General features: G+C 30.1%; 16 protein-coding genes. 14 read left to right on the forward strand and 2 right to left on the reverse strand.

What is annotated here, in order from left to right; translation table 11 throughout:
• Positions 1-69 precede the first annotated feature (69 nt).
• The 6 genes from iolE (at position 70) to AC3ATN_RS02605 (ending at position 6,328) form a co-directional block, all read left to right on the forward strand.
• Complete coding sequence (gene iolE, locus AC3ATN_RS02580) at positions 70-954, forward strand: myo-inosose-2 dehydratase (RefSeq protein ID WP_487531671.1); 885 nt, start codon at positions 70-72, stop codon at positions 952-954.
• 12 nt (positions 955-966) lie between these two features.
• A complete protein-coding gene (iolG, locus tag AC3ATN_RS02585) occupies positions 967-1,974 on the forward strand; it encodes an inositol 2-dehydrogenase (RefSeq protein WP_487531672.1) in 1,008 nt (335 codons plus the stop codon).
• 67 nt (positions 1,975-2,041) lie between these two features.
• Positions 2,042-2,584, forward strand: coding sequence for a hypothetical protein (locus AC3ATN_RS02590; RefSeq protein ID WP_487531673.1), 543 nt, complete (start codon positions 2,042-2,044; stop codon positions 2,582-2,584).
• A 15-nt stretch (positions 2,585-2,599) separates the two neighbouring features.
• Positions 2,600-3,817: a BaiN/RdsA family NAD(P)/FAD-dependent oxidoreductase gene (locus tag AC3ATN_RS02595; RefSeq protein ID WP_487531674.1), complete on the forward strand. Its 1,218-nt coding sequence runs from the start codon at positions 2,600-2,602 to the stop codon at positions 3,815-3,817.
• A gap of 47 nt (positions 3,818-3,864) precedes the next feature.
• Positions 3,865-5,604 (forward strand): ABC transporter ATP-binding protein, encoded by a 1,740-nt coding sequence (locus AC3ATN_RS02600; RefSeq protein WP_487531675.1) that lies wholly within the window; start codon positions 3,865-3,867, stop codon positions 5,602-5,604.
• A 16-nt stretch (positions 5,605-5,620) separates the two neighbouring features.
• Positions 5,621-6,328 carry a hypothetical protein gene (locus tag AC3ATN_RS02605; RefSeq protein WP_487531676.1) on the forward strand — a complete coding sequence of 236 codons (708 nt, stop codon included), beginning with the start codon at positions 5,621-5,623 and terminating at the stop codon, positions 6,326-6,328.
• Between the two features lie 4 nt (positions 6,329-6,332).
• Here the strand turns inward: AC3ATN_RS02605 and AC3ATN_RS02610 are convergent, their stop codons facing one another.
• Positions 6,333-6,872: an ester cyclase gene (locus AC3ATN_RS02610; RefSeq protein WP_487531677.1), complete on the reverse strand. Its 540-nt coding sequence runs from the start codon at positions 6,870-6,872 to the stop codon at positions 6,333-6,335.
• A 118-nt stretch (positions 6,873-6,990) separates the two neighbouring features.
• On the opposite strand from AC3ATN_RS02610, the gene AC3ATN_RS02615 reads away from it, so the two are divergent.
• From AC3ATN_RS02615 to AC3ATN_RS02645, 7 genes are all read left to right on the forward strand, one after another.
• Positions 6,991-7,680, forward strand: a complete 690-nt coding sequence (locus AC3ATN_RS02615; RefSeq protein WP_487531678.1) for a copper homeostasis protein CutC — start codon at positions 6,991-6,993, stop codon at positions 7,678-7,680.
• Between the two features lie 177 nt (positions 7,681-7,857).
• A complete protein-coding gene (locus tag AC3ATN_RS02620) occupies positions 7,858-8,670 on the forward strand; it encodes a GLPGLI family protein (RefSeq protein WP_487531679.1) in 813 nt (270 codons plus the stop codon).
• 26 nt (positions 8,671-8,696) lie between these two features.
• A complete protein-coding gene (locus tag AC3ATN_RS02625; protein ID WP_487531680.1) occupies positions 8,697-11,399 on the forward strand; it encodes a carboxypeptidase regulatory-like domain-containing protein in 2,703 nt (900 codons plus the stop codon).
• 114 nt (positions 11,400-11,513) lie between these two features.
• Entirely contained in the window at positions 11,514-13,757 is a 2,244-nt protein-coding gene (locus AC3ATN_RS02630; protein ID WP_487531681.1) for an SUMF1/EgtB/PvdO family nonheme iron enzyme, read from the forward strand.
• Positions 13,758-14,114: 357 nt separating this feature from the next.
• Positions 14,115-14,615, forward strand: a complete 501-nt coding sequence (locus AC3ATN_RS02635; RefSeq protein ID WP_487531682.1) for a hypothetical protein — start codon at positions 14,115-14,117, stop codon at positions 14,613-14,615.
• Positions 14,616-14,620: 5 nt separating this feature from the next.
• The gene (locus tag AC3ATN_RS02640) at positions 14,621-16,312 is read left to right on the forward strand and encodes a GMC oxidoreductase (RefSeq protein ID WP_487531683.1); all 1,692 of its coding nucleotides are present in this window, start codon (positions 14,621-14,623) and stop codon (positions 16,310-16,312) included.
• A 309-nt stretch (positions 16,313-16,621) separates the two neighbouring features.
• Positions 16,622-16,744 carry a hypothetical protein gene (locus AC3ATN_RS02645; RefSeq protein WP_487531684.1) on the forward strand — a complete coding sequence of 41 codons (123 nt, stop codon included), beginning with the start codon at positions 16,622-16,624 and terminating at the stop codon, positions 16,742-16,744.
• Between the two features lie 25 nt (positions 16,745-16,769).
• Here the strand turns inward: AC3ATN_RS02645 and AC3ATN_RS02650 are convergent, their stop codons facing one another.
• Positions 16,770-17,021 carry a Smr/MutS family protein gene (locus AC3ATN_RS02650; RefSeq protein WP_487531685.1) on the reverse strand — a complete coding sequence of 84 codons (252 nt, stop codon included), beginning with the start codon at positions 17,019-17,021 and terminating at the stop codon, positions 16,770-16,772.
• Between AC3ATN_RS02650 and AC3ATN_RS02655 the strand changes: the two genes are divergently transcribed.
• Complete coding sequence (locus tag AC3ATN_RS02655; protein WP_487531686.1) at positions 17,006-17,455, forward strand: VanZ family protein; 450 nt, start codon at positions 17,006-17,008, stop codon at positions 17,453-17,455. The two genes, AC3ATN_RS02650 and AC3ATN_RS02655, sit on opposite strands and share 16 nt — an antisense overlap.
• Positions 17,456-17,457 lie beyond the last annotated feature (2 nt).

Raw genomic sequence — 17,457 nt, forward strand, 5'->3', positions numbered from 1 at the left:
CAATGTCAATAGGGCTTTGTGTTATAACTATATCAATTTATATAATGTTAGGTAGTTTTTAAAATTAATATGATAAAATTAGGGATTGCTCCAATTGGATGGACAAATGACGATATGCCTGAACTGGGAAGTGATATTACTTTTGAACAGTGTATTAGTGAGATGGCACTGGCTGGCTATACTGGATGTGAAGTTGGAACTAAATTTCCTGTCAATGATAGAGTGCTTTTAAAACACATGCTTGATGTTAGAGGCTTAAGTATATGTAACCAATGGTTTAGTTATGAGTTTTCGACAAAATCTTTTCAAGAAGTAAAAAGTAATTTTATCAATCAACTTGATTTTTTAAGTTTTTTTGAAGCTGAAATTGTTGGTGGAGCTGAAACTGGAAATTCTATTCATGGAAATTATAACATATCACTATCTAAAAGAAAACCAGCCACTGACGATATATGGAAAAAACTCACTAATGGTTTAAATGAATTAGGAAAAATTGCATTAAATGAATATGGGATTAAGCTTTCTTACCATCACCATGCTGGAACAATGGTAGAATCGATGGCCGAAGTAGATAGGTTGTTAAACGAAACAGATGAAAAGTATGTTAATTTAAATTATGATTGTGGTCACTTTTATATAGCTGGACAGGATCCTGTTCATGCAATAAAAAAATATCTCTCTCGAACTTCTCATATTCATTTTAAGGATGTCAGAAATAATATTATTGAAAAGCTTGATGAAGAAAACCTTAGTTTTTTAAAGGCTGTTAAGTTGGGAATATTTACCGTACCAGGAGACGGTAATTTAAACATGAAAGAATTATCAAAAGTTATTCATGAAAGTAATTACAAAGGGTGGTTAGTTGTTGAAGCAGAGCAAGACCCTTCAAAGGCAAACCCCTATGAATATGCAAAAAAAGGATTTGAATTTTTAACTAAAGAATTAAAATTTTAAATAAGACACCAAATGAAAAAATTAAAAATTGGAATTGCTGGTTTAGGTAGAATAGGAAAAATTCATCTTAATAATTTATTAGAGCTCAATAATGTAGAAGTTATTGCTGTTATGGACTCCAGTTTTGAAGCTTTAAAATATGCAATAGGAAAAGGAGTTAAATCAGGTTTGCAAAATTATAAAGATTTTCTGGAGGTAAAAGAGCTTGAAGCAATAGTTATATGTACCCCAACTAATACTCACGCAGATTATGTTGAAATTGCAGCAAAATCTGGTAAACATATTTTTTGTGAAAAACCACTAGATTTAAATCTTCAAAGAATCAATGATGTTCTAAAAGTAGTTGATAATTCAAAAATCAAGTTAATGATTGGATTTAATAGAAGATATGATAATGAATTTTACAAAGTAAAATCTTCAGTTAAAATTGGGTCTATTGGTGAACCTTATCTTGTTAAAATAACAAGTAGAGATCCAGCACCTCCTCCAATAGAATATATAAAAAATTCTGGCGGACTTTTTTTAGATATGACTATTCATGATTTTGATATGGCGCGTTTTATAGTTGATAAAGAAATTCAAGAGGTGTATGCAAAAGGAGAAGCTTTTACAGATATTTCTATATCTAAAGCTGGTGACATTGATACAGCAGTTATTGTATTAAAATATACTGATTCTACTCTAGCTATTATTGATAACAGTAGAAAAGCAGCTTATGGATACGATCAACGCTTGGAAGTTTTTGGATCAAAAGGAATGATTCAGGCAAATAATGTAATGATCGATAATAACAATCTTTTTACTCAAAATGGAGTTAAATCATCATTACCAATGAATTTTTTCATTGAAAGGTATGCAGATGCATATAAAAAAGAGATTATAGATTTTATAGATTCAGTAATAAACAACAGGGAAGTCTCTGTTTCAGGAATTGATGGATTAAAATCTTTACAAATTGGATTGGCAGCAAAGAAGTCTCTTAAAGAAAATCGACCTGTAAAAGTTGATGAAATCAAATAACACTATATAAAAGTAAATATTTTATATTTACATATAGAGTATAAATTTTCATATCTTTAAATTTAATATGAAAAAAAGTAATCATTTTGATTTAAGTCAAGATCAGTTAAAATCATTAAATGAATGGGATCTTTTGAGTCTAAAAAAAGATCAGCTTTCTAAGAAGAAAAGAGAAGCACAAACTAAACTCAATAAAATTAAATCAGAGATTGAAATAATTAGTCAAAAAAGATTAAAACTTAAACCAAAACTAAAGAGATTAAAAAATAATTGTATTCCAATTATATCAATAGGTTTTGATAAAAGATGGTCTACATATAATTGTATAATTAAAATTGGAAGTCACCATAAATCATTTTATTTAGGCAAAGAAAAAGTAATAAAAGCTAAAATTAATGTCTTCTTTAAAGAGGACATATCCAATAAAAACATTGCTTTTTTAAAAGAGGAAACAATTAAAATTATTAGAAACGTTATCAATAATTTTCTACCTCAAATTAGTTCAACTAAAATCACAAAGCATAATAATAAATTGAGTTTTGAAAATATTATTAAAAAGTATGAAGAGGAAGGGGATTGGGAATATTATCAATGGACTAATTCCAATTAACAATCCAAATTTATCATGATTTCTAAACAGATAGCTATTGTAGGAGGGGGTGCTGCTGGTTTTTTTTCAGCCCTTTCCGTAAAGGAACATCATCCTAATCATAAAGTATTTCTTTTTGAAAAAACATCTAAGCTACTTAGTAAGGTCAGAATATCTGGGGGAGGAAGATGTAATATTACGCATGATTCGCAAGACATAAATTCATTGTGTAATTCATATCCAAGAGGAGGTAAAAAATTAAAATCCATATTTTATCAATTCAGCAATATTGATACACAAATATGGTTTGAAAAAAGAGGGGTGCCTTTAAAAATAGAGAACGACGGTCGAATTTTTCCAGTGTCTGACAAATCAGAAAGTGTAATTGAATGTTTGATTTCAGAGTGTGAACAATTAGGTATTGACATCCAAATAAATCAAGCTGTTAAGTCAATAGAAGTAAAACCAGATTATTTGAATTTGGAATTGTCAAATTCAAAATCAATGACTTTTGATTCAGTTATCATAACAACTGGTGGAAGTCCTAAAATAAATGGATTTGATTGGATTTCGAATTTGGGACATAAAATTATTCCACCCGTTCCATCATTATTTACTTTTAACATGCCAAATGAATCTGTAACTCAATTAATGGGTTTGGTTGTAGAGAATGCTATCATTAAAATAGAAGAGTCTAAAATTAAAACTCAGGGTCCTGTTTTGATAACTCATTGGGGAATGAGTGGTCCAGCAATATTAAAAGCGTCATCTTTGGGTGCTCGTTTGCTTTATGAGAAGGATTATCAATTTGAAATTTCCATAAACTGGATTGGAGAGACAAATACTGAGTTTTTATATCAAAAGCTAAATAATTTTGCACAACAAAACCCAAAAAAATTGATTGTTAAAAACAATATATTCTCTCTTCCAAATAGAATGTGGTCTTTTTTGTTGGAAAAATCAAGTATTTCAGAAAATTTAAAATGGAATGAAATTTCTAAAAAAAGTATTAGAAAATTTGTTGAAATATTAACTAAAGACAATTTTAAAGTATCGGGTAAAACAACTTTTAAAGAGGAATTTGTTACATGTGGAGGAATTGACATTAGTGATATTGATTTACAAAATATGAAAAGTAAAATATCTTCTAATATTTATTTTGCAGGTGAAATTATAAATATTGATGCAATAACAGGAGGGTATAATTTTCAAGCTGCATGGAGTGGAGGGTATGTTGCAGGAAAACTAGGGTAACTTTTTTTCAATAGTATTTAATACTATTATTTAATCTATTTTTGAGGATGAAAAATAAAAACAAAGTTTCATTTCGATGGGCATTTAATGAATTTATTTGGCCCAGAAGAAAAATTGTATTTCTAGGTCTTTTTTTAATTATCATCAGAAGTTTATCTGGTTTGGTTCTTCCTTATTCAAGTAAAACTCTAATTGATGAAGTCATTCCTTCTAAAGATATTAATGCTTTGTCATTTTTATTGATCGTCGTTTGCTCTGCCTTAATTTTTCAATCTATAAGTGCCTTTTCCCTGACACGACTTCTGAGTGTTGAGGCACAACATTTAATCTCTTTACTAAGAGCAAAAGTGCAGCAGAAACTCTTGACACTTCCTATTTCTTTTTTTGATAATAATAAATCTGGAGCCCTTGTGTCAAGAATAATGACTGATGTTGAAGGAGTTCGTAATTTGGTAGGCACAGGTCTAGTTCAGTTAATTGGCGGAAGTCTAACCGCTGTGATTTCTTTAGTTGTATTAATTAAAATTAATGCTCTAATGACTTTATTTGTTTTGGTTCCTGTTATGATTTTTGCTGTAATTGCACTCAAAGCATTTGGATATATTCGACCTATTTTTAGAGCACGTGGTAAAATTAATGCTGAAGTTACGGGAAGACTCACTGAAACATTAAATGGTATTCGAGTAATTAAGGGATTTAGTGCTGAGAAACAAGAATTATTGGTTTTTGAAAGAGGAGTAGAAAAGCTATTTCAAAATGTTAAGAAGAGTCTTACAGCAACTGCATTTATGACAAGCTCTGCAACTTTATTAATTGGACTTGCTTCAGCTGGAATAATGGGTATAGGCGGGTATTTTATAATGAATGAAACATTAACCTACGGACAGTTTGTTTCTTTTACACTTTTTCTTGGTTTTATGATTGCCCCTATCGTTCAAATGAGTAATATAGGAAGCCAGTTAACTGAGGCTTTTGCCGGATTGGATCGAACTCAAGAATTGATGAGTTTACAGGAAGAAAATGATCCAAAGGAAAGAACTTTGAATCTGGATAATCTTAAGGGAGAAGTAATTTTTAAAGACCTCTCTTTTGGGTACGATAACAAGACTGAAGTATTGCACAACATATCATTTTTAGCCAAACAAGGCTCTGTAACTGCATTGGTTGGATCCTCAGGGTCAGGTAAAACAACAATAGCCAGTTTGGTTACTGCTTTTCTTAAACCAACATCTGGAAAAGTATTAATAGATGGAATTGATCTATCAAAAGTTAATTTAAAAAGTTTTAGAAGTCAAATAGGTGTTGTTTTGCAAGACGATTTTTTATATGAAGGCACAATTCGTGAAAATATTCTTTTCCCAAGACCTACTGCTTCAAAAAAAGAACTTATGGAAGCAGTCAATGGCTCTTATGTGAATGAATTTACTGATCGTTTTGAAGACGGACTAGAAACGATTATTGGAGAAAGAGGAGTTAAGTTATCGGGGGGTCAAAAACAGAGAATTTCAATTGCAAGAGCACTTTTAGCAAACCCAAAGATTGTTATTTTGGATGAAGCAACATCAAACTTAGATACAGAAAGCGAATCCTTCATTCAAAAAAGCTTGACTGTTTTAATGAAAAACAGAACGACATTCGTAATTGCTCATCGATTAAGTACTATTCAAAAAGCAGATCAGATTTTAATCATTGAAGATGGACTAATTTTAGAAAGAGGTAAACACAAGGAATTACTTGATTCTAAAGGAAGATATTACGAGTTACATAAATATCAGACAAGATTATAATTTAATATCTTTATAAGTGCAAAAAAAATACTTTATAAAATTTGTATTTGAGTTTATAGCCATCTTCATGGGTATTTCTGCTTCTTTTTGGTTGAATCAAACATCAATAAAAAACGAAAATGAAAGTGAAAGACAAAGAATCATTAATAGTTTATTAATTGAAGTTGAAGAAATTAAAAAATATTGTGAACAAAGTTTAAATGCTTGGAGCGAGGACATTGAAATTTACACAGTTTTATTAGAAGAGAATCTTGAAGTAGATTTAATCAAGAAAATTAGCTCAAGTAAATCAAGAATTGAGTATAATCTTATTTATTTTAGAGATTTTATGCCACCTATGAATAGATATAATTCAATGATCAATAGTGGTGATTTAAAATATTTAAAATCTGAAAAATTAAAAGAGGTTTTAACAAGGTTGCACTCTTTGAATATATCCCGTATAAAAACAACTGTAAAGGATGAGCAAACACTAAAAGAACAATTAATTAACTTGTTAACCCTTGAACATCCTAAATTATTTACAGCTGCAATAAATAGTAATAATAATCTTGATGATTACTTAAAAATATTACACTTCTCGATAAACAATGATTTAAAATTAAAATCTAATATGCTTGTACAAATGAAATATTTTAAAACTAGGATTTCATCTTTAACACTCTATATGATTACACTTGAAGAGTTAAATGAAGTGCTTAAAAATTTAATTAAAAATATTTAGAAAACTAATTAATAGGTTGGTATTCATCAATTGTAATATCACCAGATGAATTATTGATTTGATCAAGCAATGACTTCATATTAAAAAAATCATGTTCCTTAGCAATTTTACCATCTTTCATAGTGACAATAGTAGTTCCTGATAGGTCTAAGTAATTACCAGTTGCAGGTATTCCAAAAAACTCACCAGTATGTTTCCCTTTAAAATTCCAGTGTTTTATTAATTTATCTCCTTGACCAAAAGCATCTATTATTTTCCAGTCTCTGTCAGAAAATGCAGTTATATAATTTTCGTAATAAGCTTTGGTTGCATCAATACCGACTATATCTCCTTGGTCTGTTATAATAACTACATCGGTGGTAAAGTTTTCTTCATTGACAACACTTGTGTCTCCATCTTGTATAAAAGTGTCCCAAACTTTTGTGTACATTTCAATATCCTTTTCTGTCTGAGCATTTGCATCAATAATATTTTTTTCATCTTTAGTAACTGAAGAACAACTAATTAGAATGATTGATAACACTAGAAATAATAAATTTTTCATTTTTTCATTTTTTCAAATGTAATAAATTCCAATTAGGTTTTAAACATGTAAGCTTTGTTTTAGTAAGATATTTTCATTAGTTTATAATGAAAATAGTATTTATAATAAATCATAAATAGTGAAAAAAATTATTGTTGAGATTTGCTGCAGTTCAATCCAGTCCGTAGAAAAAGCTGTTGAAGGAAAAGCAGACAGGATTGAATTATGTCAGAACTTATTGGTCGATGGTCTTAGTCCTTCATCTGAACTCCTAGAGAAAGCAACTTTGATTTGTAATCTTCCAATCCATGTACTTATTAGGCCTAGAGCTGGAGATTTTAATTATAATGATAAAGAGATAGAACAAATAGAAAAGGATATTGAGCGAGTTAAAAAATTTCCCATTCAAGGCATTGTTATCGGGGCATTAGATAAAGAAAACTACTTAGCGTTAGAACATCTCAGAAAATGGAGAAATATGTGTCCTGATTTAAACCTTACATTTCACCGTGCTTTTGACGTTGTAAAAGATCCAGAAAAAGCAATTGCTCAACTAATCGAATTAAAATATGATCGAATTTTGACTTCTGGACAAGAGGCAAAAGCTGCAGATGGATTAAAATTATTACAAAAACTAAATTCTAAATTCTTAGATAAAATAACTATTATGCCCGGGGGAGGAATTAATGACGTTAACGCAAATGAATTCCTGAATTCAGGATTCAATGAAATTCATCTATCAGCAAAAAATAAAGTAACCGCCACAGATCCGATTGCAAATCTTAAAATCATTCAATCCGTCATGTCAACAGCATCAAATTATAAATAAATTTTGATAACACTTTTTAGTATAGTTTTATTTTACAGATTTTCAGATTGTTTTTAATAGTAAAACACATTCATTTTCATTGATCTAACCTATTTTTTGTTTATTTGTTTAAGCGATTAAACCTTTGACTCCTTATTAGGTCAAAAGATAAGTTTAATGGATAAATCAAAAAAATAAATGAACCATATAAATACAACCATTTTTCTATTCTTTTCATTTTTGCTTGTATCATATACGCCAGAAATTACAAATCAAAACTTCCAGGGCAAAGCATACTATTTTTCAAAATCTAAATTGAATTTGGGTAGTTGGGGTGCAAGAATGAGTGAGGCCCAAAAAAAGCAAATGCAAAGCCGTCTAAAAAATAGACTAGAAAAAACATTCATCTTAAGCTTCAACAAAGAAGAATCAATATTTGAAGAAGAAGAAAAAGTAGATGCCATTTCTGGAGCAACTGATTCCTGGGGAAGTAACTTTTCAAGAGGTAAACAATACAAAAACATAAAAGAAAATCAGTTAGTTCAGACACAAGAGTTTTACGGCAAGCGATTTTTAGTTAAGGATGAATTACAAAACATTGATTGGAAAATGGAATCAGAATCAAAAAAAATTGGACAGTATATGTGTTTTAAAGCTACTGCTTCTGTTCCAACAAAAGAGTTGACATGGTTTAGTTTCTCTTGGGGTGACTTATCCTCTGAGAGTGATAGTGCTGAAGTTCAGATGACCGAAGTAGAAGCTTGGTATACTCTTCAAATACCATTAAAACACGGACCAGCAGAGTTCGGAGGGTTACCAGGTTTAATTTTAGAGGTAAGTGCAGGTGATACAACAATATTATGTTCTCAGATCTCAATAAATCCAAAGAATTCATTTGATATAGAAGCACCTAGTAAAGGAAAAGTAATTACTAAGATGGCATATCAAGCTACTCTTAAAGGAAAAATGCTTGAAATGAGAAATAACAGAGGCAGAAGAAGAAGAAACTAGCTATTCACAATATTACTATTTAAAACATGAAAAAAACTTGGTTTATTTTCTATATTCTACTTGCTGTTTCCTCATATGGTCAAATTAAATTAGAGGGTGTGGTTACCGATAGTTTGAAAAACCCGCTTGAATCAGCAAGTTTAGTTGCAATTAATGAAAAGACAAGTAATATGGAATCATATGTTGTCACTGATCAATCGGGGAAATATAAACTTCCACTAAAAAAAAATACTAACTATAAAATACAAGTAAGTTATTTCGGCTTGAGAACCATTGATGAGGTTATAAAAACCAAGGAAATAAATCTTTCTAAGAACTATGTAATGTTAAAGGGAATTCTCTTGGATGAGGTAATTGTCAAAATACCAATAATTGTAAAGGGGGATACAATTATTTATGATGCAGATTCATTTAAAAATGGATCTGAGAGAAAACTAGAAGATATTATAGACAAACTTCCTGGGGTAGAAATCAATGAAAATAATCAGATTGAAGTTGAGGGAAAAATCGTGAATAAAATAACAGTGAACGGTAAAGACTTTTTTGATGGAGACACTAAAATTGCAACAAAAAACATCCCCTCCAGTGCAGTTGATAAAATCCAAGTTTTAAAAAATTATGCTGAGGTTGGACAACTAAGCGGAGTAAGAAACAATCAGAATAATGTTGCTATTGATATAAAGTTAAAAGAAGGTAAAGAAAGTTTTTGGTTTGGAAATGTTACTACAGGACTAGGAGATTCCCCAACAGACAACTTGTATTTACTTCAGCCTAAACTATTTTATTATAGTCCAAAGTATAGTATTAATTTTATTGGTGATCTTAATAATATTGGCGAGGTTGCCCTTACAAGAAGAGATATTAGAGGTTTTGGAGGAGGCTTTAGAACGCCCAGTAGGCAAAGTGGAACTAGTATAAATCTTGGAGATAATAGTCTTAATTTTTTGACCAATGGAAGGAATGCGCTCCAAACGAAAAATAAATTAGCTACGGGTAACTTTAGTTATTCTCCAAACTCAGCGCTAGACTTAAGTGGATTCATGATTTATAATACCACCCAAATTCTTTCAAATGAGATCAGTTTAATAAGATATACAGATTCTGGAATACCAGATGAATCAAAAGATCAATCTGGAAATGAAAATTCAAGCCAAGGTTTATTAAAGCTTAGTGCTTCTTTCAAACCAAACTTTAACAATCAAATGGACTACGATATTATAGCTCGTGTTTCTAATGATTCTCAGCAGCAAAATATTTTTTCTTCAATTATTGGAAATACAAATCAAATTAACGAAATAACTCCGTTTACAATAAATCAAAATTTAAATTATTACTACACTTTAAATGAAAAAAATATTTTTGCTTTTGAAGCCCAGCACTTGATTAAAAACGAAGATCCATTTTATAATGTAGTTTTACAAAATGATCCAAATGCAGATGATGCATTCGATTTAACAGCAGAAGCCCTGGGTCTGAACAGTTCTTTTACAAACTATGATATCGGTCAGAACAGGAAAATAAAATCAAATCAGTTAGATGCAAAATTGGATTACTATAACATAATAAACCCCAAAAGTAATATCAATATCACCTTAGGGACCATATTAAGTCTTCAGGAATTTAATTCCAATATTTTTCAATTTTTAGACAATAGCCTTAAGTTTACACCTACTCCAAATATTAATCAAGGATTAGGTTCAAATGATACAGAATATAGCTTCAGTGATGTATATCTAGGTATTCATTATCGTTTTAGAACTGGAAAATTTACTTTTACTCCAGGCCTTTCAATACATGCATATGGAAACAGTAACACCCAATATAGTGAAACGATAAAAGACAATTTTTTAAGGGTTTTACCTGATTTTGAAACTCGAATACAGCTTAAAAAAGGAGAGTCTCTAACACTCAGCTATAATATGAAAAATCAGTTTACGGATATAACTCGTTTGGCTCAAGGATTAGTTTTTAATGATTATAACAGTATACAATATGGAAATCCAGACTTACAAAATGCTTTGTCTCACAACATAAGTCTATTCTACAGTAGCTTCAATCTTTTTAACTATACAAATGTATTTGTAAGGGCTGCCTACTCAAGTAATATCGATCAAATAAGAGGATTAACAAATTTTGAAAGTGTAATAAGAACAAGTACGTTTTTTAATTCCAGTTTTGCTGATGAAAACATGAATCTTTTTGGTCGTGTTCAAAAAACGTTTGGAAAAATCAGGACAAGTTTAAATACAAGTTTAAATTACAGTAAGATAAATCAATTTATTCAAGGTAGACCTTCACTTAACGAAGGATTTACTCAAACCTATACTCCTGGAATAAGAACGAACTTTAGATATGCCCCCAATATCAGTTTAAGATATAGATACTCAATAACAACTAATGAACAAGGAAATCGGGAAACAGAATTCGTTACAAAAGCACCGTCTGTTGAGTTTGATGCATTTATTCTAAAGAAAATGACTTTTCGAACCAATTACAGCTATACAATTCAGGATCAAGGCACAAGTGAACCCCAATCATTTCAAAATTGGAATGCATCTTTTTCGTATGTAAAGGATAAGGATGCTAAATGGGAGTACGAGATTAAAGCTTCAAACATTTTGAATATAGATACTCAAGTCAGAAACAGTGCTAATAATATTTCTGTATTTAGTTCAGAAACATTTATTCAGCCAAGATTTGTCACTTTTAGGGTAGTTTATAGACTCTAGATAGAATTCCCTTTAAATAATTATAGAAAGAGCTTAATGAATTAAAATAGATCATTTCTAATTTATTGTTTCTAAAATCAAATTTATATATTTACGAATCAACAGCCTTTTTCAATGTTCAATTCAAATAAATTTTTTCAATTCATAAGTGGTTTTGTCGCTTTTGGTTTTACAATGCTCCAAGGGTTAGATTGGGTGTTTAAAAAATATTCTATTGAAAGTAGATTCTTCAATTACATAGTTATAACGTTATTTTTAGCGTTTATAATTTCACTTTTTGCTTTATATCTAAAGTCAAAAAAGACTAAAAGTGTTACAGTTAAATCAAATGATAAAAAAAGTAAGGTTGTAAGAGTTGTGAATGTTCTTTTCACGGGATTACTTTTAGTCTTATTTGTTTACTTTTTCAGAAAGTCTGAATCAAAAAACGAGTTACTTACTGAGCTCTTACCGAAAATATCAGTTGCTTTTGACAATAACGATATTAATTATGTTTTTACTAAATCAAAAGAACTTTTAGTAAAAAATCCTGAAAACGAAATTTTAAAAAGTTTTTTTATAAAATCATCATGGAAAATAAGTGTTGATAGTGATTTAAATAAAACGGATGTATATGTTAAATATGGTAGAGATTCAATTTGGAATTATGTTGGAAAAACCCCGATCGATAGTTTGAGAGTTCCTGCACTAGGTAGTGAAAATGATTTTAACTTAAAACTTATTAATGGGCAAACAGAATATATTGGTTCTAACGAAGAATTTGGATCTTTCAACCTTAGTTTAGTAGAAAAGTTACCAAAAGGCTTTGTTTTAAAAAACCAAAAGAATGATGTTTTCATGAACATCCCGGGTGTTTATTTTGGAAGTAACATTAAAATAGATGCTTTTGGTATTTCAAAAACAGAGGTATCCAATTACGAGTTCAAGGCTTTTATTGATTCAGGAGGCTACAAAAACCCAGATTATTGGGATTTTCCAACTAAAATTAGTGGACAGGAATATACCTTTGATGAAGCAAAAAGTTTGTTTACCGATAAATATGGAAGACCAGGCCCAAAGAATTGGTCATATGGTGAATATCCAGATGGAGAAGATGACCTGCCTGTTAATGGTGTTTCTTGGTTTGAGGCTAGGGCTTATGCAAAATATAAATCTTTAGATTTGCCTAATATTTATCAGTGGCTTGATGCATCTTTATTATCCGGATTTACGGCAAAGTTACCGGAATTGAAAAATTCCAATTACAATTCTACAAAACTGAAAAACGTAAACTTTCAAAGTGAAAACCCAAATTTACTGCCAAATATTGCCGGGAATGTAAGGGAATGGGTCATTAATACTCACGGAAGCGATAGACGCTTAATCCTCGGAGGGGCTTTTAATACTAATGAATATACTTTTAATAGTTTTTATAGTCTAAATCCTCTAGATAGGTCAATTCAAAATGGATTAAGATTGGTAAAAAACTTTGGTAATGAAAATGAAAACAATAATAATCATAATGTCAAACACATAGAGAGAAACTTTGATGATGAATTTGATGTAAGTGATGAAGTTTTCGAGGTTTATAAATCACAATTCGATTATCCAAGTACTCCTCTAAAAGTCAAAACAACAGAAGTGAAAAGTCCAAACTCAAATTATTCTATTGAAAAATTTGAAATGGATCCTCCGTATAGTAGTGATGATAAGTTATATGGTTTCATTATTTCATCTAAAGAATTTAAAAACAAGTCAGTTCCAATAATTGAATTCCCAAGTGCAGGGGCAATATTTAGTGATCAAATTATAATTGACGAGAATTTATTGAAGGATCGAAAATATTTGTTAGATGAAGGCTATTCTCTAATTATTCCTGTTTATTATAATAATTATGACCGAGAAAAATCTCTTAATAGTTGGTGGCCAAATGAATCAGAGGAATATAAAAATGCTATTATCAAAATTGGAAAAGATTATAAAAGAGTCATAGACTATCTGAAAACAAGAGAAGATTTAGACACGAAAAAGCTTTCTTACATGGGATTTAGCTGGGGCTCTGTAACTTCCAATATTCTTTTAGCAATTGATGATAGAGTTAAATCTGCAACAATATTTGCAGGAGGTTTGATGCTCCAAAAAAGTAGAAAAGAAATCGAAGCTCATTTGTATTTGAGAAGAATAAAAATACCTATACTGCACATTGTTGGTAAGCTTGACGGAATATTTGAATATGAAGATTCATTTTTACCTTGGAATAAATTAATTGGCACCCCAGAAGAGGACAAATTTATTATAACTATCGATAAAGCTGGCCACGGATTACCAAAAGATGTAATGATAAAAAATCATCTAGAATTATTAAAAAAATACAACTAGACCCAATTAATATTGGAGATCAATAGTTGTATATAAAGAGAACCAAAAGGAAGTGAAAAGATTATAAGACCACATATTTATAGTGATTCTAACAGCCATGGGGCTTGATCTATCTTTCGTACACAGATTCGGACATTAACATAGCAAACAATATACTATTAAAGGAAAATAACCCTATTAAGGACTTTTTCTGTGTGCTAAAATACTCCTTTTTTATAGGTGTAAGATTCGTTTAGTTTTTGAAAAAACTGGATTTTATCAACTTGAAAACACTTATTTTGTAAAAACACCTTTACATTCTGATGCTTTGAGATTAATTTAATATCTTTTGGATGTAAAATATTTACAAAATAACCAATGAATCGAAGAATTGCTTTAAAGCATGTGGGATTGATAACCGCGGGTTTAGTTATAACTCCATATGGATGTAATATTGAGCCTGAGATTGTATATTCTAACTTGCCAATGTTAAAAAAAGAACAGCAACAAACAATAGGCTACTTGTCTAATATAATTTTACCTGAAGACGCAATTAATTTTCCAACTATGGAATCTCGTCAAGAATTTATTTTAACTATGGTAAATGATTGTTATGGCACATCGAAAATAAAAAGATTTTCAAAAGAATTTGAAATGATATCAACTGAACTTAAGGATATTGAATTTGGAAAATTTTCATTAAATGAACAAATATCTTTTATTGACAAAAGCTCTCTATCAAAAAATCCTTCTTCTTTTTTCATTGAAACTTTAAAAAAATACTCTTTACTTCATTTTGAATCTTCAGAAAATTATATGATTGATTATTTAAACTTTGAATTTATTCCTGGAAGATATTTAGGGAGTGTTTCTATTTAACTTATATGATTAAAAATAAATACGATGCGATAGTAGTTGGAGCAGGCATGTCCGGAGGTTGGGCTTCAAAAGAATTTTGTGAACAAGGGTTTAAGACATTGTTGCTTGAAAGAGGTCCAAATGTTGAACATATAAAAGACTATCCCACAACAAATATGCAGCCTTGGGAATTTAAACACCGAGGAAGATTGACTTCTAAAGATATGGAAGAAAACCCTATTGCTAGTCGTTGTTATGCTTTTCGGGAAGATTCTAAACACTTTTTTGTTAAGGACAAAGAACATAAATATGGACAAATAAAACCTTTTGATTGGATCAGAGGCTATCAAGTAGGGGGTAAATCTATAATGTGGGCAAGACAAGTTCAAAGATGGAGTAAATATGACTTTGAAGGACCAGAAAGAGATGGGTTTGCAGTAGAATGGCCGATTAATTATAATGATTTAAGTGATTGGTATACTTATGTAGAAAAATTTGTAGGGGTAAGTGGAAATAAAGATGGATTAGATACATTACCTGATGGAGATTTTTTAAAACCCTGGGAAACGAATATTGTTGAGGACTATTTTACTAAAACCATTAAAAAGCACTACAACGATCGACACGTAATTTATGGCCGTTGTGCACATCTAACTGAAAGCAAGCCTATCTTTTTAGAACAAGGAAGAGGGCTTTGCATGGGTAGAAATATATGTCAAAGAGGCTGTCCTTACGGCGGATATTTTAATGTAAATTCAACATTAATTCCTTGGGCAATGAAAACTGGTAATCTAGATCTTAAACCGAATTCCGTTGTTCAATCTATTTTATATGATGAGTCTAAACAAAAGGCGACAGGAGTCAGGGTTATTGATTCTAAAACTAAAGAAAGCAAGGATTATTTTGCCAATGTGATTTTCGTTACGGCATCAACTTTAAACACAAACCTTATTTTACTTAACTCAAAATCAAATCGATTTCCTAATGGTTTTGGAAATGATAATGATTTATTAGGTAAATATATTGCATTTCACAACTATAGGGGAACTATTAGTGCTGAATATGAAGGGTTTCCTGATTTCACGACAAAAGGAAGAAAACCAACTTCTCATTATATTCCTCGATTTAGAAATGTACACAAACAAGAAACAAATTTTTTAAGGGGATATGCAGCAGGTTTTGGAGCAAGCCCACAGAGAGAAACCAATAGAGATCGCTTAGGAGAGAATTTAAAAAAACAGCTCTTAAATACACGTGAAACAGGAGTTTGGAATGTCGGGTCTCACATGATGGGTGAGACAATTCCTAAGATAACAAATCAGGTCACATTAGATTCAGAAAAAGTTGATGAATGGGGAATCCCGCAATTAAATATAGATGTCGATTACGATGAAAATGATGAAAAAATGTTAAAGGATTTTTTTAATGAATTTACGGAGATGTATTCTAAAGCCGGTTTTATTAATATCAAAACTAATGATAACAATAGAACTCCTGGAAATGACATTCATGAAATGGGTGGAGTTAGAATGGGGAAAGATCCAAAAACGTCATTACTTAATCGATGGAATCAATTACATAACTGCAAAAATGTTTATGTAACTGATGGAGCGTGCATGACCTCTACCTCAACACAAAATCCATCCCTAACCTTCATGGCTATTTCAGCTAGAGCTGCAAATCATGCAATCCAAGAATTAAAAAAAAGTAATTTATAAACTTGAAAAAATGGCAATTGAAGTTATGAAGCAAGGGGCACATGCATTTGTTGAGGTTTCTATTGCAGTTACTCTGAAAGAAATGTAAAGTATTATATTTAGTAAATAAAGTAACAGGAGAGAAGTAAGAAAGTATAATAGAGCAGAACCTAAAGATAAAGGAGCTAATGCATATATTGTAATGAAAGAATCTCAAGGCAGAAACTAAAGTGTACCCTTAAATACGTTACTATCTAGATCAAACTGATCTATTTGCTTCAATTTTAGTAAATTAATCAAATAATAAAACATCCATTAAATACACACAAAATGAAGAATAACAAAAAGCCTAGTACTAAAGAGATTATTATTACAATAGCAATTATTATAATAATAATGATTGGAGGTGGTTTAATGATGTGGTCAGTGAGGAATGGTGTAAATTGGGGATAATGGTAAAAACTAAAGTGTACCCTTATTATAAGACTACATATTCTACAATAATTTGACCTAAATTCCAAGAAGGTATATAATAATTAAATTGTGTAGGTTCTAGAATCTCCTTAAATATTCGGTTTTGAAGCACAGATGAATTTCCAGTAATTATGGTTAAAGAAAAGGATCCCTGAGATTTTTTTTGACCAAGTTCATCTCTTACCATTTCCATAGCTTCTTTATGACGGATTCCATGTAGATCTATTTCATCAAAACCCTTTGAAGATTGGAACATCTTTTTTTTACAAATATAACACGACATTAATTATATTAGCTTTTTTACACTTAATTATGAAAACTGAAAATATTAATTGGAAATTTATTTCTGTATTAAACTTAATAGTAATTATATATTTAAGTTTTTTTATTTTACCTGGAAGTGACGAAATCCCACCAATTATTCCTCATTTAGATAAAATTGGACATTTTATACTTTACGGGTTTCAGGCTCTTAGTCTATTTATGCTTTTAAAACAACATAATTTTATAAAACCAAATATTGTTGTTACAATAACATGTTTTATAATTGGAACTATTATTGAATATTTACAACCAGTATTGACTAGTAATCGTGTTTTTGATTTTTTTGATATAATAGCAAATTTAACAGGTGTATTGACAAGCTTAATTGTGATAAAACTAATACTTTTAAAAACAGTTAAAAGATAAAG

It is taken from the genome of Candidatus Marivariicella sp., from assembly GCF_983056325.1.